The sequence below is a fragment of the Paraclostridium benzoelyticum genome (assembly GCF_001006285.1).
GTDB classification, from domain to species: domain Bacteria; phylum Bacillota; class Clostridia; order Peptostreptococcales; family Peptostreptococcaceae; genus Paraclostridium; species Paraclostridium benzoelyticum.
Genome location: NZ_LBBT01000073.1, coordinates 24,848 through 48,950 on the forward strand (window position 1 = coordinate 24,848; position 24,103 = coordinate 48,950).

Here is a 24,103-nt window from a genome sequence, read left to right on the forward strand (position 1 = left end):
TCATATGTAGCTAAAAAGTTACACAAAATTTATAAATTTAAAAATACATATAATAAGTAGAAATTTGAAGATAATAATAAAAGAAAATGATTTTCTGGGAAATAATTAGATATAAAACATGAATATCTTGAACTAATATTGAGCTTTATGATAAAATAAGTTGCATGTTCACAAAAAAATGAGGTGATTGAATGAGCGAATTAGCAGGAAAAGGCTGCGAAATTATAGTTCCTTTTGATGAAAGACAGCCACTTAAAGATATTGAAAGAAGTATTGTAAAAAGATATAGAAAAAACTTATGGTCTAAGTTTATAAAGGCTATAAGAGCATATAATTTAGTTGAAGAAGGCGACAAGATTGCAGTAGCTATATCTGGAGGCAAAGATAGTTTGCTTATGGCAAAGATGTTCCAAGAGTTAAAAAGACATAGTCAAGTAAACTTTGAAGTCGAATTTATAGCTATGGACCCTGGATATCATAAAGATATAAGACAATTATTGGTAGATAATTGTGAATACTTAGATATACCTATCCATTTATTTGATTCAAAAATATTTGAAATTGCAGATGAAATAGCAAAAGATTATCCTTGTTATATGTGTGCAAGAATGAGAAGAGGAGCATTATACTCTAAAGCAGAAGAGCTAGGTTGTAATAAGTTAGCCTTAGGACATCATTATGATGATGTAATAGAAACGACAATGCTTAATTTATTATGCGCAGGTAACTTTAAAACAATGCTTCCAAAGTTAAAATCTACAAACTTTGATGGAATTGAAATAATAAGACCTTTATACTATATAAGAGAAGAACATATAGTTAGATTTATACAAAATAGTGGTATATGGCCTTTAAACTGTGCTTGTATGGTAGCGGCTAAAAAGACAGGTAATAAGAGGTATGAAATAAAAGATCTTATTAAAAACTTAGGAGATAACTTCAAAGATGTAGAAAAATCTATTTTTAAAGCTGCGGAAAATGTAAATATTGATTCAGTTTTAGGATGGCAACAGGATGGAGAAAAACATTCTTTCCTAGAGAGATTTGAGTAGGATGTACTTAGTACATCCTTTTTCTTTTAGATTGATATTAGTAAAAATCTATTATAAAATTATATTATGATAAATTTAATTAAGAGGTAAAATATATAGGTTTTATGCTTTAGAGAGGATGAAGGGGATGAAAAAAATATATATAGATTTTGAGATGAATATGTCAAATTCTAAATATGGAAGAGATATAAATAATGCTGATATTATTGCTATTGGAGCTGTAAAGTACGATACATCTACAAAGAACATTTCAAATTTTAAATCGTTAATAAAGCCGGTAAGCGAGATTGATATATATCCTCACATAGAAGAACTTACTAAAATAACCAATGAAGAAATTGCTAATGCCCCTACTTATGAAGAGGTAATGAGAGATTTTAAAAGATGGTTAGGTGAGTTTTCGAAAATAGAAGGTATTTATACTTTTGGAAATCTAGATTTAACATGTTTTGCAAATACAGATCGAAGAAGTTCTAAAAAAAATAACCATCCAAGGTTTGTTAATAATATAAAAGATTTATTTATTGACATAAAAAAAGAATACTTAAATAAAGGTATTAGATGTATAAATTATATATCTTTAAAGAATTTACTTGAATATTCAAACGTTGAATTTGACGGAGAAGCACATGATCCTTTAGCAGATGCATACAATTTGCTTATATTAGATATGACATTATCTAATAAAAAATGTATAAGAGAGTTATTAATTATAAAAGATTTAATAAAAAACCCTTTTATCGAAATTAATACAAATTTAGAATTTGTGTTTGAAGCTTATAAAGATAGCGTGCATACTAATAAAGAAAATGTAAATTTAGATGCCATCTCTATAGAGATTTTAAAAACTTTAAAACTATATATAAAGTCTATAATTGATTTAGATATATATAATATAGAGTATATAAAAGATGTGAGTAAAAAGTTATTTACATTTAATAGTCTTATTGATATAAAAGGGGGATATTTTTATCTTTTAGAAAATGTGTATTTAGACATGATGGAACTAATGGAGGATTTATCCTACTATAAGTTAAGTCAAGAGCAATATAAACAAGAATTGACTCAAATATTAGAATTATTTGAACAAGATCTAGAAGAAGAAAATTTAAATTTAGGAGAAGTTTTACAAGCCAGCTACTAAGCGTATTCTAGCCGTAGTTGGTTTGTTTTTATGTGTATAAAAAATATTATATATAATGGGAATATTTTGAAAATTATTGCTAAATACTTGGTTTTTGAATTATAATATAAGAAAAGGTTAGTATTTTTTAGACAAAAGAGGGGGCTTTAAAAATGGAAGTTATAAAAGGAACACTATTATTACTAGCGGTACTGACCGCATTTTCAGTATTTAGTTACAAGGCACCACATGGTATGAAAGCTATGGGAGCATTGGCTAGTGCAGCCTGTGCTACATTCTTGGTGGAAGCTATACAGTTTTCATTACTAGGAAATACTCTTGGAATTCCGTTTCTTAGTGAACTAGGATCAATAAATGGAGGGCTAGGAGGTTTAGTGGCAGCTTCATTAGTTATGTTAGCACTAGGCGTTTCTCCGGTATACTCAATGTTACTAGGAATAACTTGTTCAGGATTAGGAATACTACCAGGATTTATAGCTGGATATTTAATGTCATTTGCAGTTAAATATTTAGAAGAAAAAGTTCCTCCAGGACTTGATTTATTAGTTATGGTAATTGTAATGGCACCAATAACTAGATTAATAGGTGTATCTTTAGAACCTGTAGTAAATAGCACATTATTGACAATAGGAGAAGTAATAGCAGGGTCTACAGATTCAAGTCCAATAGTAATGGGATTAATAATAGGAGGATTCTTCACATTGATATCAACATCTCCATTAAGTTCTATGGCACTTACTGCTATGCTAGGTTTAACAGGAGTACCTATGGCTATAGCATCATTACCTGTATCAGCAACATCTTTTGCAAATTACATATTATTTAAAAAATTAAAATTTGGAGATACAAGAGATACTATATCTGTTGTAATTGAGCCACTAACACAGGCAGATATAATATCAGCAAATCCAATACCTATATATGTAACAAATTTTATAAGTGGAGCAATTGGAGGAGTCGTAGTTTCATCTATGGGGCTTATAAATAATGCACCAGGTACAGCTGCGCCATCTGCAGGACTTCCAGTTATGTTTGCTTTTAACCCAGCGAAAGAAGTTTTAATATGTATGGCTATATGTGCTGTAATAAGTTCTATTGTAGGATTTGCAGCAAGTTATATTTTTAGAAATCATAAGGTAGTTACAGCTGCAGAAATTAGAGGATAAATTTTATATAAACTAAATTAAGAATATATGGACTGTTTTGCAGTGAATTTATGTAAGTTTAATACATATTGCTTACAATTTTACTGCAAAACAGTCTTTTTTATGTTTTAGAAAATTATACTAAATAAAAAACATTATCTCCTGTCGTATAAATAAAATCATTTTTTTGGACTTGTATATATAAACTTATATTATAAGAATATAAGGAGGACTATATATGGAAGGTATAAAAAGTTATTTTGAAATGGTATTTGTTATATTTATTACTTTATCAATGGCATTTATGGGAATTAAGTTATTACTATTTATTTTAGAAATTAGAAAGAATAAACACATAAAAAGCAAAAATGGATATAATGAAAAAACAAATAATTTAAGAGGTGGGTATAGAGGTATTAAAAGAAATCAAATTGAGGATAGTGATAACTTAGTTAAAAGTACCAAAATAAGTAATAAAGATGATAAATATGAAATTTTAAAATATGATAATGGAGATACATATAAAGGTGAATTGGTGGACGGAAAAAGAAGTGGATTTGGAATTTGCATTTTTGCAAATAAAGATAGATATGAAGGCTTATGGAAAGAAGATTTGATGCATAGTATAGGGAAGTATATTTATAGCGATGGATCTGTTTATAGTGGGGATTTTAAATTTGGAGTTATAGAGGGTATAGGAATGTACATCTTTGCAAATAAGGATATTTACAAAGGTGAGTTTAGAAGTGGGAAAAGAGAAGGAAAAGGGCTTATTATATATAACAATGGAGATAAGTTTTCAGGAACTTTTAATGATGGATTAAGAGAGGGAAAAGGAAAGTATGTGTGTAATAATGGAGGAGTATTTGAAGGTGAATATAAAGAAGACAAATTAAATGGAAAAGGAACCTACTCATATGCTGATGGAAGTAAATATGTAGGTGAATTTAAAAATAATGTATATCATGGGAAAGGTGTATATACTAATGAATCTGGAGATATATATGAAGGCGAATTTAAATATGGATATAAAAAAGGATATGGAATATTAAAGTATAGAAATGGAGAAAGTTATAAAGGTTATTTTAAAGATGACCAATTTGATGAAAAAGGATTGTACATATATAAAGATAATTCAGTTTATGAAGGTGAATATACAAATGGAAAAAAATCTGGAGTAGGAACTTATACATGTGAAATTTATAGGTACATAGGAGAATGGGAAGATGATAAGAAAAGTGGAATAGGAACATATTATTTATTAAATGGAACAAAGGTTGAAGTTTGTATAAAAGATGAAATAATAATCAAAGGAGAGCTAATAAGAGAGAGTAAAGAAAATAAAGAGATAAAAAATATAGATATAAGCAAAAATGAAAAAGAGGTAATAAAAACATTTAAGTAGTTACAATAAGGCTACAAAGCATATACTATAATTACAAAGGCAATTAAAATAGGGTATAGTATACTTAAGGAGGGAGATTTAATGTTTTTAATATGGATTATAATAGGGATAGTATTACTTATAATTGAAGCTGTTACAGTAAGCTTTCTATCTATATTTTTCGCCATAGGCTGCCTTATAGCAGGGTTAGCATCATTTATAATACCTTCTTGGGGTGCGCAAATCGTAATAATGTGTATTGTTTCAGGTATAGGAATTATATTTGGTAGAAGTGTACTTCAGAGATACTTTGAGGTAAATAAAGAAATAAAACCATCTACCATAGATGCTTTAATAGGAAAAACTGGTGTAGTAGTAAAAGATATTAGCTCAGAAGAGCCTGGATTAGTAAAATTAAATGGAGAAGTTTGGAGTGCAACATCAGTTAATTCAATAGAAATACCTAAAAATGCCAATGTAGTTGTTGAAAAAATAGATGGGGTAAAATTAATTGTAAAAATTGCATAAGGGAGGGTTTTAAATGTTTGCATCAATATTCTTTACAGTTTTAATAGTATTAGTTATAGTTTTAGCTTTTGCTACTATTAAAATAGTAAAACAATCAGAAGTTATTATAGTAGAAAGATTAGGAAAATATTGGAAAACAGGTGAATCAGGATTAAATATAGTTATTCCTATATTAGATAGAGTTGTTAAGAAAATAGATCTTAGAACTCAAGTTATAGATTCACCACCACAACCGGTTATAACTAAAGACAACGTTACAATGTCGATTGATACGGTTGTGTACTATCAAATTACAGATTCTTTTAAGGCAACTTACGAAATAGCTAATTTAGTTCAAGCTATAAGATATTTGACAACAACTACATTAAGGGATGTAATAGGAACTATGGAACTAGACAGAACGCTATCTTCAAGAGATGATGTAAATAATAAACTTAGAATCATACTTGATGAAGCTACTGATAAGTGGGGCGTAAGAGTAGAAAGAGTTGAAATTAAAAACATAGATCTTCCAGCGGATATAAAAGAAGCAATGGAAAAACAAATGAGAGCAGAGAGAGAAAAACGTGCAGTTATACTTCAAGCAGAAGGTACAAAACAAGCTGCTATAACTGAGGCACAAGGGCTTAAAGAGTCTCAAATATTAAAGGCAGAAGGAGAAAAGCAAACTGCTATACTTCATGCAGAAGCTAAGAGAGAATCTCAAGTTAGAATTGCAGAAGGGGAAGCAGAAGCAATCAATAAAATTGCAGAAGCAGAAGCAAATAGAGTTAGAATGGTATATGAAGCTCTTAAAAATGCTAATGTTGATGAGGCGATGTTATCTGTTAAATATGTAGAAGCATTAAGCGAAATGGCTAAAGGTGAAAATAAAGTCTTTATTCCGTATGAATCACAAGGGTTACTTGGAAGCATAGGAGCTATAAAAGAACTAATAGCTGATAAAAAGTAAATTTAAAGAATAAAAATGTCTTAAGGATTAAACCTTAGGACATTTTTTACGATTATCACAATATAACTTTAAATTGTATATAATTCAGTATGAATGTTATCAAAGGAGTTGTATTAGATGAGCAAAATGAGATTGCTTCCATACAAAGTAAATGAAGTTAGTAGAGAGACCAAAATAGTTTCCTATGGTGTAAAAATGATTAGAGCTGATAAATTTTGGGCTAAATCAAACCGTGGAAAAGGAATCACGGTAGCTATTATAGATACAGGTTGTGATGTTGAGCACAAAGCATTAAAAAATAATATAGTACACACACGAAACTTTACAAAAGATGATAACTCAAATAAAGATATAGCCAATGATTATGTAGGGCATGGAACCCATGTTGCCGGAATTGTGCTTAGTGTTGCGCCTGAATGTAGCCTTATGATTTTAAAGGCGTTAAATGGAGACGGAGAAGGAGAGTATAAGTGGATAATAAATGCTATTAATTATGCTATAACCAAGAAGGTAGATATTATAAGTATGTCATTAGGTGGATATACTGACGATGAGAATCTTCACAAAGCTATAAGGAAAGCTTCAAGTAATAATATATTAGTGGTCTGTGCAGCAGGAAATGATGGAGATAATAAATCTTCTACAAATGAATATTCTTATCCAGCTGCATATGGTGAGGTTATTTCAGTTGGAGCTGTAGATGAGAATGCCAAACCTGCATATTTTTCAAATAGTAATAATTTTTTAGATGTAATGGCTCCAGGAGTGGGTATTTTATCTACTTATAAAAATAATACGTATGCAATTTTAGATGGAACAAGTATGGCAGCCCCTCATGTTAGTGGAGCACTAGCTCTTATAAAGAATTATTCAGATGTAGCGTTTGAAAGAGATCTAAGCGAGTCAGAAATATATGCACAACTTATTAAGTTTACTTTAGACTTAAGTTATGATAAAAAGGTTCAAGGAAATGGATTAGTATTTTTAGAAAGCCCTAAAATTCCTAAAAAAGGATTTAAATAAATATTAAAACTAATTTTGTTATTGCTTTTCTTTTTTAATATATACTAAAATTTGATATAATTATAGATATAATTTTATGAAGGTGAGAGGTTTTATATGAAAAAAGAATTTATCGTAGTAGATTTAGAAACTACTGGTTTAGACCCATACAAAGGTTGTGAGATTATAGAGATTGGTGTAACTGAGATTGTAGATAATAAAATAGGTAGAAATTATTCGAGATTAATAAAACCTAAGGGAATAATTCCTACATTTATAAGTGATATAACGAACATAAGTAATGAAATGGTAGAAAATGAAAAAAGCTTAGAAGAAGTTTTACCTAAGTTCAGAGATTATGTAGGTGAAAAAACAATAATTGCACATAACGCTAAATTTGATTTAAAGTTCTTGAATTTTTATTTAGACAAAATGGGTCTAGAGCCTATTAATAATCATATATGTACTTTAGAACTTTTAAAGCAGAACAAAGAATATAAAGGGAAAAATAAAAAATTAGAAACTGCGTGTGAGTACTATAATATAGAAAATAAAAATGCACATAGAGCAGATAGTGATACACTAGCTACTGCAAAATTATTTCTTGAACTAAATAAGTAACAAAAAAACCTTATGCTTACTAAAATAAGTATAAGGGTTTTTTAAGTATACAAAATTGAATTTGCTTTTTTAGTGTTTATTTATACTTAAAAATCATAGTATATATAAGTCATAAAAATGCAGAGTTAGGAGTGACAGTAATGGGGGTTATGATAGGAGTGTTTTTAGGTGGTGATACTATATTATGGATATAATTACTAATATAGACTTAAAAATAATAAAACCTTTAAAATCAGAAGGGGTTAATTCAAAGTTATATTTAGTTGAAGATAGTCAAATGGGGAGACAATTCATATTAAAGAAAATAAAAAAATCATCTTTTAAAAATCCAGAAAAATGTTTCGAAGAACCAAAAAAAATATGTAAAGCAAACCATCCAAATATAATAAAAATAAATCATGTATCATACGATGATGAAAATATATATATAACAATGCCTTATTATAAAAATGGATCATTATATCATTTATTAGAAACAAGAAATTTGACCATAAGAGAAATAAAAAACTATGCTTTAGATTTTTTATATGCTGTTGAGTATATACACAATATAGGAATTGCGCATTGTGATATAAAACCAAATAATATACTTATAAGTAATGAAAATAAAGCTGTATTAACTGATTTTGGTTCAGCTGTATATTTGAATAAAAATGGAGTTGGTAAATTAAGAAATGTTTACTATAAACATATAGCTCCAGAACAATGTAAGAGTACTGTTATAGATAGGAAAGTTGATATATATCAAATAGGTACAACTTTGTATAGGATGTGTAATGGGAACTTAGAATATAATAATCAATTAAAAAAATATAAAGATATAAACATGGTTAAAGTAGCATCAGCATGTGGTAAATTCCCTAAAAGAAATAAATATTTACCTCATATACCTAAAGACATGATAAACATAATTGAAAAATGTATAAATGTAAGTCCAGAAAATAGATATGAAAATGTATCAGAGATAATTAAAGATATCAAATGTATAAATGAAAACTTGGATTGGAAATACGAATGTAGTGATGAAAATCATTATTTTACAAGAAAAAACAATGATAATACTACTATACAAATTATAGTTAGTGAGGATTCAGGTTATTGGAATATAAAAACTATAAGAGTTAATAAGGAAAGTAGAAAATACAATATATATAAAGGTTATTGTTATGAATATATAGATAGGAAAATAGATGCTTTTAAGGAAGTAAACAAAATAATAGCCTTACTTTCATACCGATCAAAGTAAGGCTTTTAAAGGGGTAAAATATATTATAAAAAGGGGTTTATTAGGGAATATATTTTATTTGGGGAGTAAAAATTTTAAGGTTATCAGGGGAATAACCTTCTTGAATAATAATATCAAGATTCGACAAATATGTCAACAATTTTCGACAAAAAAATATAAAATAAATCAAATTGAATTCTTAATTTAAAAATAGACAAAAAAAGAAAAGCTATTAGCTTTTCTTTTTTTGTCTATTTTATTTATGTATTACTCTGGTTGAGGAGCATCAACAGGGCATACGCTGTTGCAAGTTCCGCACTCTATACATATATCAGGATCTATAACGTATTTGTCATCTCCTGCAGATATACAGCTAACTGGACATTCTGGTTCACATGCTCCGCAGCTTATGCAAGCATCATTTATTTTGTAAGCCATAATAAATACCTCCTAAAATTTTGTTCAGATTTATTATACCCTAAAAAATCAAGTTTACACAAAAATTTCAAAATTTATATAAAATAATTTTAAATAATAAGAACAAAAAAACATAAAACTATATACAATTAAAGCTTTGATTTATTTGGCATAAAAAGGTATAATTACTCATATATTTAAAAAGGAGAGAAAAAAATGAGTTATTATGATGATGGAAATAATAAAATAAGGCGTAAAAAAATTAGCTCTCATAATGTAAACTCAAAAACTCAAGTTATTAAAAAAAATAACATAAATAGAGCTGAGAATAGTATGAATTATGATAATAGAAAAGAATATACAAGTAGTGGGAAAAGAGTTGAAAAAGTAAGAGCTAAAAAGAAATTAAGAAATAAAAAGTTTTTAGGCGTGCTAAAAAAATCATTAATATTTTTGCTTATAATATCATTTTTAGGAGCTATAGCTGGAAATGCATTAATGAATGTAATGTTTAGAAATACTCCTGAACTTACATATTCATATATGAGAGACAAGTCAATAAGTAGCGAATATGTAAGTATAAGTAAAATTCCTGTGAATTTACAAAATGCCATAGTTTCTATAGAAGATGAACGATTTTACGATAATAAAGGTGTAGATTATATGGCTTTAGCGAGGTCGATTATACACAATGCTTTCAGTAAATCTACACAAGGTGGAAGTACACTGGAAATGCAACTTTCAAAGAATCTTTTAACTACTACAGACCAAACTATAAAAAGAAAACTTAAAGATATGTACAACGCTAAGCAAATGAATAAACATATGAATAAGCGAGAAATATTAGAACTTTATTTAAATAATATATACTTAGGAAAAAGTTCATATGGAGTTGAAAAAGGAGCTAAAATCTATTTTGATAAAAATGTAAGTGAGCTCAATTTAGGTGAATGTGCATTATTAGCTGGTATAACAAATAATCCAGGGTTATATTCCACAGATTATGAAGCAGCTAAAAAAAGACGAGATATAATTTTATATAAAATGCAAGAATTAGGATATATAACTAAAGATGAATATGAGGCAACTAAAAAGCAAGAAACTCCAATGAATATAAAGTAAAAGAGGTGTATTATGAACAATTATAAATTTAAATTTAGAGAAAAAGAGTATGAACTAAATGAAAATAGCTGTAGTGGTCTAATAAATGATGAAGAAAAGCCAGTGTCTAATATAGATTTAGATAAGGTTTTAAGATTGTTGAATCAAGATGAAAATATTGATTTTGATTTAGAATACTATCAAGAAGCTTGTCCAGAGTGCTTAGCAGGAGTTAAGGAAAAACAAAAATTCTTTGGATTCTTAGAATATCATTTTTATGTATTTTCAAAGGATGGTAAATATGTAATCAGTGATATAGATAAAGAATATGAAGGACTATCATTTAATAAGTTAAGTAGAGCTGGAAAAGTAGACGATAGTTATATAGTAAGTATAATAATATGTGAACATTGTGGAGATTATATAGTTCAAATAGAAAATTGCATAGTATAAAAAGCTGCTTTTATAGCAGCTTTTTTATTTTTATATATAAGTATTAAAAACAACAGTTACTTGAGCTGTAACTATTAAATCACCTGATGATAGATAAGGAGAGCTTGCGTATCCAACATCTCTTTTACTTACAGAATAAATTGAAGTACTATTTTCAAAAATACTTTCAGGTAAAGGTCTTAATTTTATACCAAGATTTTTAGCTATTAATGCACCTTTATCCAATGCATCTTGAGTTGCAGCTAAAAGTGCATCTTTATAATGAGGAGCTGTATCAGATACAGTAAATGAAATATTAATATTGCTATTAGCGCCGTTTTCTATAGCTAAAGAATAAATATCGCCTAAATTTTTTATATTAGTGATTTCAATTCTTAAAGTAGTAGTGATTTCATAAGCGATAAGTTCATTTGATATATTATCATATTTTTTATTTATAGAAACATCATAAGCATTTATATTTTCTTTTGGAATACCATAGTCAGTTAGGCTAATTATTATGGCATTTACAGTATTTGAATTTTCTACTTGAGCTACTTGAACATCAGGATTAGATGTGGTTACACCTACTGTCAATAAAGCTAAGTCAGCCTTAACTCTAACAGTCCCAACTCCATTCATAGAGAGTTGCCCCTTCTCTCTAATTGTATTCATATTCATATATTGCATAAAATATCCCCTTTCAACAATCACATATACTATAAATATACTAATTTAAAATAAAATTTATTCCTAAGATAAGGCTTGATTAAAAATAATGATATATAGTAAAAGTACTATAGATGAAATAAAATTTGAAAGGTAGTATAATAATGTAAGTAAAAAAGAACTAAATTTTTATTTATATACAATTTTACATATAAAGTTAGGAGGTAAAAATGCAACCATTAGCTGATAGATTAAGACCTCAACAAATAGATGATATGATAGGGCAAACTCATATAATAGGAAAAGGAAAAATTATAAATAAGCTTATAGAAAATAAAACTATTCCAAATATGATTTTATATGGACCACCAGGTACAGGAAAGACTACATTAGCTAATATAATAGCTAATGTAACTGGAAAAAAATATATAAAGTTGAATGCAGTTAACTGTGGAACTAAAGAAATTAAAGAGGCAATAGATAGTAGTAAGAGAGATTTATTTTCATATAATGGAATAATTTTAATGCTAGATGAGATACAAGCTTTAAATAGAAAGCAACAACAATCACTTCTTGAAGTTATAGAGGATGGATCTGTTACATTAATAGCAAGTACAGCGGATAATCCATATTTTGTAGTATACAAAGCCATATTAAGTAGAAGCACTATATTTGAATTTAAACCAATAAATAAAAATGATATATTTGTAGGCTTAAAAAAATCTGTAGAAAAAATTAAAAAACTTAATACATATGAGAGTATAAACGTTGACGAAAACGCATTAGAGTATATTGCTCAAACGTGTAATGGAGATATGAGAAGTGCATTAAATAAGTTAGAGTTAGTTGTTAACTTAGGAACAAATATAACGACTAATAGTGTAAATATAACACTAGAAAATGTTATGGATTGTTCAACTGTAAAAATGATGAATTTTGATAGAGGTGGAGATGATGGATATTCTATACTATCTGCATTTCACAAATCTCTTAGAGGATCAGATGCAGATGCAGCTATACATTATTTAGCAAGGCTTGTAAAAGCAGGAGATATACAAGGAATAACAAGAAGATTATTGTGCGTTGCAAGTGAGGATGTAGGGCTTGCTGTCCCTCAGGCTATAACTATAACTGAAGCTTGTGTTTCTTCAGCTCTTCAATTGGGGTTTCCAGAAGCAAGAATTCCTCTTGCGCAAGCTACAATATACTTAGCTCAGTGTCCAAAATCAAATTCAGTAATAAGTGCTATAGATTTAGCGCTAGCTGATTTAGATAGCATAGAAACTGGGGATATACCTATGCATTTAAAAGATGCTCATTACTCAGGGGCAGCTAAACTAGGTAGAGGACTTGAATATAAATATCCTCATGACTATGAAAATAATTATGTAGATCAACAGTATTTACCTGAGCCTATAAAGGATAGAAAGTATTATAATCATGGATTAAATAAAAATGAAAAATCATTTGAGCAGTATTGGAAAACTTTAAAAAATAAAAATAGTTAGTTAAAATTAAGAAAGGTACAGTTTTGCTACTGTACCTTTTTATTATATTCTTTTATATATTAGTGGATCGATAAATCCGAAAGTTATTTTATCATTTTTATAAAAAACTTCACTTACGTATAATGTAGAGTCTTCTATTCTTTCTTTTAATTCAAATTTAGTTACAGGTGAAAAATAACTAATGCTTTCTCCAGTAAATACTCCATCGGACTCATCATAGACCATAGGTGTAAATTTTTCAGAAACAATTAAATTATTATAATCCATTGTTAAGGATTCATTATCATTTCTAAAATCTTCTTTTTTAACGCCTTCAGGCAATTCATATGATGTTAACACAACCTTATTATCTTCATTCAGTGTAAATAAAAATAAATGAGGTAATATATTGCTGAAATTGCCTTGCTTATAATAACTTTCCTCTATAACAAAGTAACCTTTAAAATCCTTAGGTAAGTTTTTTATTTTATCATTGCAAATACCATTTATATGTTTTGCATAAGGGTGTTTTACCTCACCTTTTTTTAATTCAGATTCTATTTGCTCATCATTATTAAAGGTTCCACATAAATTTTTAACAAAGATATCTAATATAGTCATAATTAACCCTTCTTTCTGAAATTATTAAAACTAATATATCACTATGAAAATAGATTTTCAAGTAATTTGATTATAAAAATGAAATTTTGTTTTAATTTGATATAATTATAAAATAATAACTAATTTAATAAAGGAAAAAAGCCTTATAAAAAAGAATAAATAAATAACTAATAACATATTATTTAGCATTAAACTTATATGTCGGAGGATAAAATGATTCTAAAGTTAGATGAATGTTACCATAATCAAATTATTGAATATTTAAGAAGAGAAGAAGATTTTAATTTATTTGCAATAGGAGATATTGAAAGATATGGATATGATAATCAATTCTTTAATATATGGGGAGATTTAAATACAGTTGGAGAGATAAATGGATTACTTATACAATACTTTGATCTATTAACGTTGTATTCTTATGATAATAGAGATATGACTTGCTTTATTAATCATATAAGTAGCCTACCATTTAGTAACATAAATGGGAAAATTGAAACTTTAAAATATATAGAGCCATATATTAATTATGATAGAAAAAGAATTGTTAACTTTTGTATATTGAAAAATAGAAGCTATTTAAAAGAATACGAATTAGATAGTGATGTTAAAAAAATAAGATTTGGAAAGATAGGTAAAATACTAAGTTTATATGAAAATATAAATGAATTTCAAAAACCTACAATACAAAGTATAAGAGAAAACTTAAGGACTGGAAGAGGATATTATATTGAAAAAGATAAAAAAATTGTATCTATGGCAAAATCTACAGCAGAAAGTACTACACATGCGATGATAGTTGGAGTAGGTACACACCCTATGTACAGGAATAAGGGATATGCAACAAAATGTATAGTTAAGTTATGTAATAATTTGATAAATGAAAAAAAGAAGCCATGCCTATTTTATGATAATGAAGATGCCGGAAAAATTTATAAAAAATTAGGGTTTAAAGAAGTCGGTCAGTGGGTAATTTATTATGTATAAAGAATAAAAAGAGTTGAAAACACAAGGTTTTAACTCTTTTTTTAATTCCTACAAAAATAGTATGAATTTAATGTTGACAAGATCACTAGGATATAATAAAATAATCTTGAAGATAAAACCTAGTAAGTTAGTCGGGAATACCTATTTGAAAAGAAGGTGTATAAAATGAAGTTATCAACTAAAGGTAGATACGGACTAAAAGCAATGTTTGAGCTTTCGTTGACACAGAAAAATGGACCAGTTCCATTAAGACAAATAGCTCAAAAGCAAAATATATCAGAGCAATATTTAGAGCAAATATTTTCGGCACTTAAAAAAGCTGGATTGATAAAAAGTGTAAGGGGTGCTCAAGGAGGATATTTATTAGTTAAAGAACCTAAAGATATAACTGTAGGAGATATACTAATAGTACTTGAAGGTCCTGTTTCAATATCAGATTGTGTAGTAGATGAAGATATATGTGAAAACTCTGGAATATGTGTTACCAAAATTGTTTGGGAAAGACTTAAAAAAGGTATTGAAGATGTTATAAATTCAATAACACTTCAAAACATGATAGATGATTACAATAAAAATAAAAACATAAATGATATAACAGATTTAATTATAAAATAGATTTAGGAGATGAATGAAATGGAAAAAAGAAAAATATATATGGATTATTCGGCTACAACTCCTGTAAAACAAGAAGTACTAGATGCTATGATGCCTTACTTCACTGAAACTTTCGGAAATGCATCAAGTTTCCATTCTTTCGGGAGAGATGCAAAAAATGTTTTAGATAAATCAAGAGAGACTGTGGCGAATCTTATAAATGCAAAACCAAATGAAATATACTTTACAGCTGGTGGAACAGAAAGTGACAACTGGGCAATAGAAGGAGTTGCTTTTGCAAACAAAGCTAAAGGAAATCATATAATAACTTCTAAAATAGAGCATCATGGTATATTACATGTTTGTGAATACTTAGAAAAGCATCATGGATTTGAAGTAACATATTTAGATGTAGATGCTGATGGTAGAGTAAATGCTGAAGATGTTGAAAAAGCAATAACAGATAAAACTATATTAATAAGTATAATGTTTGCTAACAACGAAGTAGGTACTATACAACCTATAAAAGAAATAGGAGAAATAGCTAAAAAACATAATGTTATATTCCATACAGATGCTGTTCAAGCTGCTGGAAATGTACCAATAGATGTTAAAGAGTTAAATATAGATTTAATGAGTATGTCATCTCATAAGATTTATGGACCAAAAGGGATAGGTGCTTTATACATAAGAACTGGTGTTAAACTACACACATTTGTTCATGGTGGAGCACAAGAGAGAAGAAGAAGAGCAGGTACAGAAAATATACCAGGTATAGTTGGATATGCAAAAGCATGTGAACTTGCAAAAGCTAACATGGAAGAGCATATAGAAAGACTAACAGCATTAAGAGCTAAACTTATAGATGGTATACTAGAAAGAATACCTCATACAAAAGTTAATGGAAGCTTAGAATACAGACTTCCAGGAAATGTAAACTTCTCATTTGAGTTTATAGAAGGAGAAGGAATACTATTAATGCTAGATATGTTAGGTATAGGAGCATCAAGTGGATCAGCTTGTACTTCTGGATCATTAGATCCATCTCACGTTCTTATGGCTATGGGGCTACCTCATGAGATAGCTCATGGATCATTAAGACTTAGTATAGGAGATTTTACAACAGAAGAAGATATAGATTATATAATAGATAACTTACCAAAAATAATAGAGAGACTAAGAAGTATGTCACCATTATACAACAAGTTAGAAAAGGGAGGTAATTAATATGCAATACAGTGAAAAAGTTATGGATCATTTCATGAACCCAAGAAATGTTGGAGAAATAGAGGATGCTAGTGGAATAGGAGAAGTTGGAAACGTTAAATGTGGAGATATAATGAGAATATATCTTGATATAGACAACGATACTAAAATAATAAACGATGTTAAGTTTATGACTTTCGGATGTGGATCAGCTATAGCAAGTTCTTCTATGGCTACAGAATTAATAAAAGGTAAAACTATAGAAGAAGCTTTAGATATAACAAATAAAGCTGTTGCAGAAGCATTAGATGGATTACCACCAGTAAAAATGCACTGTTCAGTATTAGCGGAACAAGCTATAAAAGCTGCTTTAATAGATTATTCTAAAAAGAACAATATACACATAGCTGCTTTAGATGGTGTTGTTATAGAGGATGACCACGATCATCATCATGATTTAGAAGAAGATTTAGTTTAAAATTAAGTTCCACTCGGTTCAGTTATGTATGTTTCCTTCACACGACGTACTATGTACGTAAGTGTTCTGTCAACATACATAACTAAACCTTCGATAATCTTAATATTTAAACTTTGGATAGAGACGAAAAAAGAGGACATTTATAACTATAAGTTATAAATGTCTTTTTTTGTGGAAATTTTTATTAAAAATGAAACTTTTTTGAATAATTTTTCGTCTAATATATGAAGATACTTTTAGGAAGAAAGAAATTAGAAAGAAATTGTAAGAAAATCTTAAGATTTATGTTAAGAAAATCTTAAGATTTATAGTTTATTATATAAATATAGAAAAAATAAAGATAGAAAGGTCGGGATATTGTATAATCAAAACTGATGATTAAATTAAGTGAGGTAAGTATATGAGTAATATTTTAGTTGTTGATGATGATAAAGAAATAGTAGATTCTATTGAGATTTACTTAAAAAATGAAGGATTTAATATATTTAAAGCTTATGATGGTATGGAAGCATTAGAAATTTTAGTATCAGAAAATATTCATCTGATAATTATGGATATAATGATGCCTAAATTAGATGGAATAAAAGCTACCATAAAAATTAGAGAAGAAAAAAATATACCAATAATATTAGTATCTGCAAAAAGTGAAGATAGTGATAAAATTATTGGATTAAATATTGGAGCAGATGATTATATAACAAAACCATTCAATCCATTAGAACTTATAGCAAGGACTAAATCGCAACTCAGAAGATACATAAATTTAGGAAATTACGAATCTGTAGAAAATAAAGATATTTTGCAAAGTGGAGATCTTAAATTACATATTAATAGTAAAGAAGTATTTGTTGATGAAGAATTAGTTAAACTTACACCTATAGAATTTAAGATTTTAAATCTTTTAATATCTAATAAAGGTAGAGTTTTTTCAATAGATGAAATTTATGAAAGAGTTTGGGAAGAAGAGAGTTTTAACTCAGAAAATACAGTCAGTGTTCATATTAGGAGAATCAGAGAAAAGATAGAAATTAATCCTAAAGAACCAAGATACTTAAAGGTGGTGTGGGGCGTTGGATACAAAATCGAGAAGTTATAACATTTTTAAAATAAAAAGATGGAATATACAGCTAGTAATGCATTTTGCACTTTTACTTATATTTTTCTTTATGGCACAAGTTGGAGCTGTTTTAATAGGATTTACATATTTAGAAGGACAGTTAGGGATGCAATTTTTAGTCTTAGCAATTTCAAATTTTGTTTTTTACAAAATTATGAGAGCTATTAATCTATTATAGGTAAGTAAAGAAATGGGTGAATAAATGAAAAAGACAAATAAAAAAATATTAAAGTTTATAACTTTAATCATATTATTAATTTCAACAGCAATATTTGGAGCAATAGCTGGCGACTTATTTTTTGGATATACATACAATAAGATAAAACCAAGTAATTTAATCAATAATTCAAATATACCACATGCAAGTAATTTTTTTGAAAGCGATGCATTTGAAAGTAGGATTCTTCCAAATATATTAACAAACATGGAGATATCAACATCAAGTAAATATCAAAAGGAAGATATAGTAGAGGGTAGAAGAAAATTAGCTGAAATTAAAGGTATGAAATTTTTTATTGAAAATAATTCTACGGGAGAAGTTTATAGTAATACTAACTTTATAAATAACGAAGAGTTTAGAAAATATCAAAAAGATTATTATAATCTAGATATTGATTTTCAAGATAATTTAGTTAAATACACTAAAATTATGAATAACAAACGAAATGTATATAAGCTAAATAGAGCAAATAATTATTGGGGTACGGAAGAGAACCTTAAAATCAGTATGTCATTCCCGAAACAAATTAACTACAACTTAGACTACTATGATAGCCTGGGGTTTAAATGGAATTACAATCAGTTTGAGCATTATAAAAATTTATCAAAAGATTTAATTAAAGTTTTAATAATATCAGCTATCATATCGATTATTTCATTAATAGCGTTTATAAAAAATAAAGAAAAACTTATAAATAAAGATAGTTTAATATTAAAAATATATACAAAAACACCTTTAGAAATATATGCTTTTATATTTTTAGTATTAGGTATGTTTTCAATTTTAGAAGTAAGCTCTAGATGGTCTGTAATTTTAAAGTTTATATTTTTAAGTTTCATATTTATTTGGATAAGTTGCTTTATAAATTTAGAAAAAAAGACTGAGATTTTTAAAAATAGTATAACTTATAGGGTTGGAAGCTTTTTTACAAATGTAATAACAAATACAATTAATTATGGGAAAAAAGTACCTTTAATAAAAAGATTGATTTTACTAGATTTATTAATACTAATGTGTACAGCATTTATACTTATGTTTTTTAATGTGCAATTTTATTCAATTTCATTTAGAGTAGTTATGTTTATTTTAACTATACTATCGTCAGTTTTATTTATTGTAACTGGATATACAATAAATCGATTAGCTTATATAGATGAAATAATAGAAGGTACAGAAAAAATAAAAAATGGAGATATAAATCATAAAATAAGATTAAGAGATAATAATAGCTTAACTATTCTTGCAGAAAATATAAATAATTTAAGTGACGGACTAGAAAATGCAATAGAAGAAACATTAAAAAGTGAAAGAATGAAAACGGAGCTTATAACAAATGTAAGTCATGATTTAAAAACGCCTTTGACATCAATAATCAATTATGTTGATTTAATCAAAAAAGAAGAAAATGTACAGCCTGAGTACTTAAATGATTATATAAATATATTAGACAATAAGTCAAAACGTTTAAAAAATCTTATAGAAGATTTGTTTGAGGCTAGTAAAGCAAGTAGTGGAAATATTGATCTTAATATTGAAAGGTTGGATTTAAATCAACTATTAAGACAAAGTATAGGCGAAAATGAAGAAAAATTAATAGAATCTAATTTGAGTTTAAAATTAAATATCCCAAAAGAACCTGTTTATATAAATTGTGATGGAAGACGAATGTATAGAGTATTTGAAAATTTATTAGTAAATATATCTAAATACTCTCATGAAAATACAAGGGTGTATGTAGATATGATAGTAAATGAAAATCAAGTATTTGTGTCTATGAAAAATATATCAGCATACGAATTAAACTTTGAAGCAAGTGAAATACTTGAAAGATTCAAAAGGGGAGACTTAGCTAGAAATACAGAGGGAAGCGGACTTGGACTAGCTATTGCTAGAGACTTAGTACAACTTCAAGGTGGTAAATTAGGGGTTCAAATAGATGGAGACTTATTTAAAGTAGAACTCTCATTCAACACAATATAAAATAAAAAAGCTATATCAAGTAAGTCAGCATAGTATAAATAGATAAGTTTTAGCGACCTTTCAAATCGTATTTTTAGCGACCACGTTCGGCGATATGAGCGTAGCGAATTTTTGATTTGGGGAGCAAAACTTATCTATTTATACGGAGTTGCAGTCAACTTGATATAGCTTTTTATTTTTATTTCATATCTATTAGTAATTGTTTATCTTTTACCATTTCATCTTGACTTACATAAATAGATTTAACACATCCACTTGTTTTAGCTACTATAACAGTTTCCATTTTCATAGCTTCGATAACGATAAGTGGCTGATTTTCTTTAACTTCTTCGTTTTCTTTAACTAATATATTTACAACTTTTCCAGGAATGCTAGCACCTATTTGTAAAGGATTGTTCATATCAGCTTTTAAGATATCTTTTATATTTGAACTATAGTGAGTATCATTAACTTCTACATCTCTCATCATTCCATTTAGTTCAAATGATAAAGTTCTATTTCCGTCATCTTTTATATCCCCTATTTCTATTAACTTTATAGTTAATACTTTTCCTTCTTCAATCTCTACTTCACATTCTTCCCCTATTGATAAACCATAAAAATATACATGACTTTCAAGTTTTGAGATATCGTTATATAACTGTAGATGCTTTAAATAATCTTCATAAACATTAGGATAAAGTGTGTAACTTAATACATTTCTTACATTAGAATCCATATTAAATTTTTCATCTAGATATGTTTTTACAGATTCAAAATCTTCACTTGGAATTAACTCTCCAGGTCTTACTGTTATAGGAGCTTCTCCTTTTAGTACGACTTTTTGAATGTCCTTAGGAATTCCTCCTTCAGGTTGACCTATCATACCCCTACAATAGTCAACAACTGAGTCTGGGAATGAAAGATTTTTCCCTTCTGAAACTATATTATCTTTATCTAATTTATTTTTTACCATAAATATTGCTAAATCACCTACAACTTTAGATGATGGAGTAACTTTAATTATATCACCTAATATTTCATTAGATTCTTTATACTTTTCTTTTACTTGATCAAACTTATCAGATAAACCTAAACTGTCAGCTTGAGGCTTTAAGTTTGTATATTGACCACCTGGAATTTCATATTTATAAATTTCAGCAGATGGGTTCTTTAAATCACTTTCAAATTTTGAGTATACATTACGTAAATCTTTATAGTAATTACCCAATTCTTCAAATCCATATAAATCTATTTTAGTATCTCGTTCTGTGTTTTTAAGAGCTTCTACAATTGAATTTAATGAAGGCTGACTAGTAAGTCCTGCCATTGTTTCAAGTGCTCCATCAACAATATCAACTCCAGCTTCAGAAGCCATTAAGCATGTAGCAACTCCATTACCACTTGTGTCATGAGTGTGTAGGTGAATAGGAGTATTAACATTTTCTTTTAATGCTTTTATAAGAGTATAGGCAGCATATGGTTTTAAAAGACCTGCCATATCTTTGATACATATAATATCAGAACCTAATTCTTCTAATTGTCTAGCCATATTAATGTAATACTCTAAATTATACTTAGTCTTATTTGGATCTAAAATATCTCCTGTATAACATATAGTAGATTCAACAATTTTACCAGTCTCAAGAGCTGTATATATAGATGGTTTCATATTTTCAACCCAGTTAAGAGAGTCAAATATTCTAAAAACATCAATTCCTTTATTTGCAGATTCTTTTAAGAATTCCTTTATAACGTTATCGGGATAGTTTTTATAACCAACTCCGTTAGATGATCTAAATAGCATTTGAAACATTATATTAGGAATTTCTTCTCTTAGTTTTTCAAGTCTTACCCACGGAGATTCTTTTAAGAATCTATATGCTACGTCGTAAGTTGCTCCTCCCCACATTTCAAGAGAGAATAAATCTTTCATATGCTCACTTGTTTGCTGTGAAACTTTTAGTAAGTCATAACTTCTAAGTCTTGTTGCTAAAAGAGACTGATGAGCATCTCTCATAGTTGTATCCGTTAGAAGTAATTTTTTCTCTTTTTTTATAGATTCTAAATAGTCTTTTTTACCTAGTTTATCAAATAGAATTTTACTTCCTTCGTTTGGAGAAAATGTATTACTTGATTTAGGGTTATATATAGTTTGAAACTCAGGTTTTTCAGAACACTTATTTTCATTTACTATAGTATTTCCTATAAATTGAAGTAGTTTAGTTCCTCTATCTTTACTTTCTTTTATTTCAAATAAATCGGGATTTTCATCAATGAATTTTGTACTACAGTTTCCTTGTGAAAAAATTGGGTTATTTAAAACATTAACTAAGAAACCTATATTTGTTTTAACACCTCTAATTCTAAGTTCTTTAATTGAACGAACTGTTTTGTTTATAGCGCCTTTAAAAGTTCTATCCCAAGATATTGTCTTAACTAATAAACTATCGTAGTAAGGGCTTATTGTAGAGCCTGTGAATCCATTTCCTCCATCTAATCTTATACCAAAACCTGAACCAGTTCTATAAACTTGTATTTTTCCAGTATCAGGCATGAAGTTATTTTTTGGATCTTCTGTAGTTATTCTGCATTGGATAGAGTAGCCTCTTACTTGGATATCTTCTTGTGACTTTATGTTTATAGGTTCATCTTCTAGTTTAAATCCTTGAGCTATTAATATTTGACTTTGAACTATGTCTATACCTGTTATCATTTCTGTTACAGTATGTTCAACTTGAACTCTTGGATTCATTTCAATAAAGTAGAAGTTTTCATTTTCATCAACTAAAAACTCTAATGTACCTGCATTTACATAGCCTACATGTTTAGCTATTTTTACAGCATTAGTACATATTTGTTCTCTAAGTTTATCAGATAGAGAAAAGGCTGGAGCATATTCTATTATTTTTTGATGTCTTCTTTGAACTGAACAATCTCTTTCATATAAATGAACTATATTTCCAAACTTATCTCCAAGTATTTGAACTTCTATATGTTTTGGGTTAGGTATATATTTTTCTATAAATATAATATCCTCCCCAAAGGCTTTTCTTGATTCACTACATGCAGTTTCGTATTCTATATTTAAGCTATCTTCACTGTATACAATTCGCATACCTCTTCCGCCACCGCCATTAGAAGCTTTAAGCATTATAGGATAACCAATTTTATTAGCTATTTCTTTAGCTTTTTCTATGCTTTTAATTGACTCATCTACACCTGGAATAGTGGGAACATCAGCTTGTTTAGCTATTTGTTTTGAGTTAATTTTATCTCCCATCATATTCATTATTTCAGCAGATGGACCTATAAATATTATTCCGTTTTCTTCACATTTTTTTACGAACTCTGGATTCTCAGATAAAAACCCATATCCAGGATGAATTGCATCTACATTTTTACTTTTAGCCAATTCAATTATGCCATCTATATCTAAATAAGCATCAATAGGACCTTTATCTTCTCCTATTAAATATGATTCATCAGCTTTAGTTCTAAATAAAGAATATTTATCTTCTTTGCTATATATCCCAACGCTTTTTATACCTAATTCAGAGCAAGCTCTAAATATTCTAATTGCAATTTCGCCACGATTGGCTACTAAAATCTTATTAATTTTTTTAAGCATAACTGAAAAAATCCCCCTTAATTCTTTTTATATTAAAGATTATAGACTAATTTACTTTAATTTTAAATATCATTATAAAAACTCCTTAATAAATAAGAAATATTTATCGAATCACCCTCAGCAATGATAGTAGA

General features: G+C 27.9%; 23 protein-coding genes. 19 read left to right on the forward strand and 4 right to left on the reverse strand.

What is annotated here, in order from left to right; translation table 11 throughout:
• Window positions 1-191: 191 nt before the first annotated feature.
• The 9 genes from VN21_RS03585 (at window position 192) to VN21_RS03625 (ending at window position 9,074) form a co-directional block, all read left to right on the forward strand.
• On the forward strand, window positions 192-1,052 hold the full coding sequence (locus VN21_RS03585; RefSeq protein WP_046822082.1) for a tRNA 2-thiocytidine biosynthesis TtcA family protein: 861 nt from the start codon (window positions 192-194) through the stop codon (window positions 1,050-1,052).
• 127 nt (window positions 1,053-1,179) lie between these two features.
• Window positions 1,180-2,196 (forward strand): 3'-5' exonuclease, encoded by a 1,017-nt coding sequence (locus VN21_RS03590; RefSeq protein ID WP_046822083.1) that lies wholly within the window; start codon window positions 1,180-1,182, stop codon window positions 2,194-2,196.
• A gap of 152 nt (window positions 2,197-2,348) precedes the next feature.
• A complete protein-coding gene (locus VN21_RS03595) occupies window positions 2,349-3,362 on the forward strand; it encodes a PTS sugar transporter subunit IIC (RefSeq protein WP_046822084.1) in 1,014 nt (337 codons plus the stop codon).
• 217 nt (window positions 3,363-3,579) lie between these two features.
• Window positions 3,580-4,746: an MORN repeat-containing protein gene (locus tag VN21_RS03600; RefSeq protein ID WP_046822085.1), complete on the forward strand. Its 1,167-nt coding sequence runs from the start codon at window positions 3,580-3,582 to the stop codon at window positions 4,744-4,746.
• Window positions 4,747-4,827: 81 nt separating this feature from the next.
• Complete coding sequence (locus tag VN21_RS03605) at window positions 4,828-5,253, forward strand: NfeD family protein (RefSeq protein ID WP_046822086.1); 426 nt, start codon at window positions 4,828-4,830, stop codon at window positions 5,251-5,253.
• Window positions 5,254-5,266: 13 nt separating this feature from the next.
• Window positions 5,267-6,205: an SPFH domain-containing protein gene (locus VN21_RS03610; RefSeq protein WP_046822087.1), complete on the forward strand. Its 939-nt coding sequence runs from the start codon at window positions 5,267-5,269 to the stop codon at window positions 6,203-6,205.
• Window positions 6,206-6,322: 117 nt separating this feature from the next.
• Window positions 6,323-7,228: a S8 family peptidase gene (locus VN21_RS03615; RefSeq protein WP_046822088.1), complete on the forward strand. Its 906-nt coding sequence runs from the start codon at window positions 6,323-6,325 to the stop codon at window positions 7,226-7,228.
• 96 nt (window positions 7,229-7,324) lie between these two features.
• Window positions 7,325-7,828 (forward strand): 3'-5' exonuclease, encoded by a 504-nt coding sequence (locus VN21_RS03620; protein ID WP_046822089.1) that lies wholly within the window; start codon window positions 7,325-7,327, stop codon window positions 7,826-7,828.
• A 184-nt stretch (window positions 7,829-8,012) separates the two neighbouring features.
• Window positions 8,013-9,074: a serine/threonine-protein kinase gene (locus VN21_RS03625; protein WP_064503600.1), complete on the forward strand. Its 1,062-nt coding sequence runs from the start codon at window positions 8,013-8,015 to the stop codon at window positions 9,072-9,074.
• A gap of 246 nt (window positions 9,075-9,320) precedes the next feature.
• Here the strand turns inward: VN21_RS03625 and VN21_RS03630 are convergent, their stop codons facing one another.
• Window positions 9,321-9,491: a 4Fe-4S binding protein gene (locus VN21_RS03630; RefSeq protein WP_035114423.1), complete on the reverse strand. Its 171-nt coding sequence runs from the start codon at window positions 9,489-9,491 to the stop codon at window positions 9,321-9,323.
• Between the two features lie 195 nt (window positions 9,492-9,686).
• On the opposite strand from VN21_RS03630, the gene VN21_RS03635 reads away from it, so the two are divergent.
• On the forward strand, window positions 9,687-10,592 hold the full coding sequence (locus tag VN21_RS03635) for a transglycosylase domain-containing protein (RefSeq protein WP_046822090.1): 906 nt from the start codon (window positions 9,687-9,689) through the stop codon (window positions 10,590-10,592).
• A gap of 12 nt (window positions 10,593-10,604) precedes the next feature.
• Complete coding sequence (locus VN21_RS03640; protein ID WP_046822091.1) at window positions 10,605-11,024, forward strand: DUF3785 family protein; 420 nt, start codon at window positions 10,605-10,607, stop codon at window positions 11,022-11,024.
• A 30-nt stretch (window positions 11,025-11,054) separates the two neighbouring features.
• Here VN21_RS03640 and VN21_RS03645 read toward each other — a convergent pair whose 3' ends face one another.
• Window positions 11,055-11,693, reverse strand: coding sequence for an SIMPL domain-containing protein (locus VN21_RS03645; RefSeq protein ID WP_046822092.1), 639 nt, complete (start codon window positions 11,691-11,693; stop codon window positions 11,055-11,057).
• Between the two features lie 209 nt (window positions 11,694-11,902).
• Here VN21_RS03645 and VN21_RS03650 point away from each other — a divergent pair, with 209 nt between their 5' ends.
• Window positions 11,903-13,180 (forward strand): replication-associated recombination protein A, encoded by a 1,278-nt coding sequence (locus VN21_RS03650; protein WP_046822093.1) that lies wholly within the window; start codon window positions 11,903-11,905, stop codon window positions 13,178-13,180.
• Between the two features lie 42 nt (window positions 13,181-13,222).
• On the opposite strand, the gene VN21_RS03655 is transcribed toward VN21_RS03650, so the two are convergent.
• Complete coding sequence (locus tag VN21_RS03655; RefSeq protein ID WP_046822094.1) at window positions 13,223-13,780, reverse strand: hypothetical protein; 558 nt, start codon at window positions 13,778-13,780, stop codon at window positions 13,223-13,225.
• Window positions 13,781-13,993: 213 nt separating this feature from the next.
• Between VN21_RS03655 and VN21_RS03660 the strand changes: the two genes are divergently transcribed.
• From VN21_RS03660 to VN21_RS03690, 7 genes are all read left to right on the forward strand, one after another.
• Window positions 13,994-14,764: a GNAT family N-acetyltransferase gene (locus tag VN21_RS03660; RefSeq protein WP_046822095.1), complete on the forward strand. Its 771-nt coding sequence runs from the start codon at window positions 13,994-13,996 to the stop codon at window positions 14,762-14,764.
• Window positions 14,765-14,929: 165 nt separating this feature from the next.
• Window positions 14,930-15,379 (forward strand): RrF2 family transcriptional regulator, encoded by a 450-nt coding sequence (locus VN21_RS03665; protein WP_021429944.1) that lies wholly within the window; start codon window positions 14,930-14,932, stop codon window positions 15,377-15,379.
• Window positions 15,380-15,397: 18 nt separating this feature from the next.
• Window positions 15,398-16,585 carry a cysteine desulfurase NifS gene (nifS, locus tag VN21_RS03670; protein WP_046822096.1) on the forward strand — a complete coding sequence of 396 codons (1,188 nt, stop codon included), beginning with the start codon at window positions 15,398-15,400 and terminating at the stop codon, window positions 16,583-16,585.
• Window position 16,586: 1 nt separating this feature from the next.
• Complete coding sequence (gene nifU, locus VN21_RS03675) at window positions 16,587-17,042, forward strand: Fe-S cluster assembly scaffold protein NifU (protein ID WP_046822097.1); 456 nt, start codon at window positions 16,587-16,589, stop codon at window positions 17,040-17,042.
• A gap of 400 nt (window positions 17,043-17,442) precedes the next feature.
• Entirely contained in the window at window positions 17,443-18,138 is a 696-nt protein-coding gene (locus VN21_RS03680) for a response regulator transcription factor (RefSeq protein WP_046822098.1), read from the forward strand.
• Window positions 18,113-18,337: a hypothetical protein gene (locus VN21_RS03685; RefSeq protein ID WP_046822099.1), complete on the forward strand. Its 225-nt coding sequence runs from the start codon at window positions 18,113-18,115 to the stop codon at window positions 18,335-18,337. The genes VN21_RS03680 and VN21_RS03685 overlap by 26 nt, the downstream gene beginning before the upstream one ends.
• 24 nt (window positions 18,338-18,361) lie before the next feature.
• A complete protein-coding gene (locus tag VN21_RS03690) occupies window positions 18,362-20,359 on the forward strand; it encodes a HAMP domain-containing sensor histidine kinase (RefSeq protein ID WP_046822100.1) in 1,998 nt (665 codons plus the stop codon).
• Window positions 20,360-20,537: 178 nt separating this feature from the next.
• Here the strand turns inward: VN21_RS03690 and VN21_RS03695 are convergent, their stop codons facing one another.
• A complete protein-coding gene (locus VN21_RS03695) occupies window positions 20,538-23,969 on the reverse strand; it encodes a pyruvate carboxylase (protein WP_046822101.1) in 3,432 nt (1,143 codons plus the stop codon).
• Window positions 23,970-24,103: the final 134 nt, after the last annotated feature.

What these genes read in the sequence shown, in the direction of transcription:
- VN21_RS03640 (WP_046822091.1), top strand. Translation starts at nt 10,605, where the DNA reads ATGAACAATTATAAATTTAAATTTAGAGAAAAAGAGTATGAACTAAAT.
- VN21_RS03655 (WP_046822094.1), bottom strand. Translation starts at nt 13,780, where the DNA reads ATGACTATATTAGATATCTTTGTTAAAAATTTATGTGGAACCTTTAAT.
- VN21_RS03645 (WP_046822092.1), bottom strand. Translation starts at nt 11,693, where the DNA reads ATGCAATATATGAATATGAATACAATTAGAGAGAAGGGGCAACTCTCT.
- VN21_RS03610 (WP_046822087.1), top strand. Translation starts at nt 5,267, where the DNA reads ATGTTTGCATCAATATTCTTTACAGTTTTAATAGTATTAGTTATAGTT.
- VN21_RS03605 (WP_046822086.1), top strand. Translation starts at nt 4,828, where the DNA reads ATGTTTTTAATATGGATTATAATAGGGATAGTATTACTTATAATTGAA.
- VN21_RS03595 (WP_046822084.1), top strand. Translation starts at nt 2,349, where the DNA reads ATGGAAGTTATAAAAGGAACACTATTATTACTAGCGGTACTGACCGCA.
- VN21_RS03600 (WP_046822085.1), top strand. Translation starts at nt 3,580, where the DNA reads ATGGAAGGTATAAAAAGTTATTTTGAAATGGTATTTGTTATATTTATT.
- VN21_RS03665 (WP_021429944.1), top strand. Translation starts at nt 14,930, where the DNA reads ATGAAGTTATCAACTAAAGGTAGATACGGACTAAAAGCAATGTTTGAG.
- VN21_RS03625 (WP_064503600.1), top strand. Translation starts at nt 8,013, where the DNA reads ATGGATATAATTACTAATATAGACTTAAAAATAATAAAACCTTTAAAA.
- VN21_RS03690 (WP_046822100.1), top strand. Translation starts at nt 18,362, where the DNA reads ATGAAAAAGACAAATAAAAAAATATTAAAGTTTATAACTTTAATCATA.
- VN21_RS03630 (WP_035114423.1), bottom strand. Translation starts at nt 9,491, where the DNA reads ATGGCTTACAAAATAAATGATGCTTGCATAAGCTGCGGAGCATGTGAA.
- VN21_RS03585 (WP_046822082.1), top strand. Translation starts at nt 192, where the DNA reads ATGAGCGAATTAGCAGGAAAAGGCTGCGAAATTATAGTTCCTTTTGAT.
- nifS (WP_046822096.1), top strand. Translation starts at nt 15,398, where the DNA reads ATGGAAAAAAGAAAAATATATATGGATTATTCGGCTACAACTCCTGTA.
- VN21_RS03650 (WP_046822093.1), top strand. Translation starts at nt 11,903, where the DNA reads ATGCAACCATTAGCTGATAGATTAAGACCTCAACAAATAGATGATATG.
- VN21_RS03620 (WP_046822089.1), top strand. Translation starts at nt 7,325, where the DNA reads ATGAAAAAAGAATTTATCGTAGTAGATTTAGAAACTACTGGTTTAGAC.
- VN21_RS03635 (WP_046822090.1), top strand. Translation starts at nt 9,687, where the DNA reads ATGAGTTATTATGATGATGGAAATAATAAAATAAGGCGTAAAAAAATT.
- VN21_RS03615 (WP_046822088.1), top strand. Translation starts at nt 6,323, where the DNA reads ATGAGCAAAATGAGATTGCTTCCATACAAAGTAAATGAAGTTAGTAGA.
- VN21_RS03660 (WP_046822095.1), top strand. Translation starts at nt 13,994, where the DNA reads ATGATTCTAAAGTTAGATGAATGTTACCATAATCAAATTATTGAATAT.
- VN21_RS03680 (WP_046822098.1), top strand. Translation starts at nt 17,443, where the DNA reads ATGAGTAATATTTTAGTTGTTGATGATGATAAAGAAATAGTAGATTCT.
- VN21_RS03695 (WP_046822101.1), bottom strand. Translation starts at nt 23,969, where the DNA reads ATGCTTAAAAAAATTAATAAGATTTTAGTAGCCAATCGTGGCGAAATT.
- VN21_RS03590 (WP_046822083.1), top strand. Translation starts at nt 1,180, where the DNA reads ATGAAAAAAATATATATAGATTTTGAGATGAATATGTCAAATTCTAAA.
- nifU (WP_046822097.1), top strand. Translation starts at nt 16,587, where the DNA reads ATGCAATACAGTGAAAAAGTTATGGATCATTTCATGAACCCAAGAAAT.